Origin of the sequence: Corynebacterium sp. MSK035, from assembly GCF_030232615.1 — a bacterium.
Lineage (GTDB): Bacteria > Actinomycetota > Actinomycetes > Mycobacteriales > Mycobacteriaceae > Corynebacterium > Corynebacterium jeikeium_D.
In genome coordinates, this window is sequence record NZ_JASPJP010000038.1 from 1 (window position 1) to 1,421 (window position 1,421).

Annotated in this window: 1 protein-coding gene and 1 tRNA gene; both read right to left on the reverse strand. The window is 59.0% G+C overall.

The window, feature by feature from the left end:
• Positions 1-165: 165 nt before the first annotated feature.
• Positions 166-239, reverse strand: a tRNA-Leu gene (locus QP978_RS10715).
• Positions 240-289: 50 nt separating this feature from the next.
• A complete protein-coding gene (locus tag QP978_RS10720; RefSeq protein WP_049193963.1) occupies positions 290-1,267 on the reverse strand; it encodes a DUF368 domain-containing protein in 978 nt (325 codons plus the stop codon).
• Between the last annotated feature and the right edge of the window lie 154 nt (positions 1,268-1,421).

Here is a 1,421-nt window from a genome sequence, read left to right on the forward strand (position 1 = left end):
CAATCGGCATCCAGAAAGGCCAAATCTAACCCCCGCGCGACACGCCGAGCCAGACACACATTTTGTCGTTTAACCCGAAAAAGAGTGAAAGATAGTGAATACTAACCCAACCAAAAACCCGCCCCCACCAGGCTAAAAGTCAGGTGAAGGCGGGTTTTAAAATCGTGCCCCCGGTGAGACTCGAACTCACACTGGACGGGTTTTGAATCCGTTGCCTCTGCCAATTGGGCTACAGGGGCGCAAAGCCGTCGATAAGCGAAAATGCTCTATCGAAGCGACTTTGACTAGTTTAGTCCATCGACCCCGAATTAGAAAAACGGCGCTGCGCATAAGCGACGACGCTGACGATTGCGGCGCCGAGAATGAAGAGCCCGAGGGCGAGTCCCCAGTCGGAGCCGATGCCCTGGAGCTCGTTGTTTTCGGTCTGCCACGGCCAGAGAGCGCGCAGTGAACCGAGCATGAGGCCGGACATGGCGACCAACGTGAGCGCCTGGTGCGTACTCAGCAGCCATTCGAGGAGGCGGATGAACAGGACGATGCCGATCAGCGCGCCGACGAAGAACGTGCCGATGTAGGCGAAGTCACGGTCGTGAATTGCGCCCATGGTCGGTGCGTAGAGTCCGATGACCAGTAGGAAGAAAGAGCCCGAAACGCCCGGCAGAACCAGTGCGCACACGGCAATCGAGGCGGCGATGAGTACGAGCCAGAGAGGCGGCTGCGTCGGTGCGGCCTGTGGCAGGGAAGTAAGCGCGAACAGGGCGATGCTGAAGAACAGGAAGACGGCGATGGCCTTGCCGCGCATGCCCGGCTGACGCAGAGCGCCTGGCGGTAGCTCGTTCAGCGGCATGGTGATCGAGGCGGCGATCATGCCCATGAACAGTGCTCGGGAAGCGACTGGTTGGTTGGTGACGAAGTTCTCCATGACGCCTGCCATGGAGAAGACCATGGCAACCATGCCGATAGCCACCGGGATGAGCAGCCACCAGTCGATCCTGCGTAGGTCCTCCTTGAAGGTGCCCTTCGACATTGCCCGCGGCAGATCGGTGATGCGCTTTGCTGATTCAATCAGGCGTCCGTAGATGCCCGTGATCAGCGCAAGCGTGCCGCCGGAGACCCCCGGAATCGTCTCGGCGAGACCAATGAGGCCACCGCGAACTGCGTTGGCGATGACGCCCAGTGGGGTCGGCTTCGGGATTTCAGAGTAGGGGCTCGTGGTCGGCAGCGTGGTCGACTCTGCGCCAGGAGCGCTCGTATTTTCAGTAGACATCGCAGGCCATTGTATGTCTTCCACCTGAGAAGAAGCGTATTTCCGTGTGTGTATTAGTGGCTTCGGGGTGCGATTAAGGGTTAAACGACAAAATGTGTGTCTGGCTCGGCGTGTCGCGCGGGGGTTAGATTTGGCCTTTCTGGATGCCGATTGA

What these genes read in the sequence shown, in the direction of transcription:
- QP978_RS10720 (WP_049193963.1), bottom strand. Translation starts at nt 1,267, where the DNA reads ATGTCTACTGAAAATACGAGCGCTCCTGGCGCAGAGTCGACCACGCTG.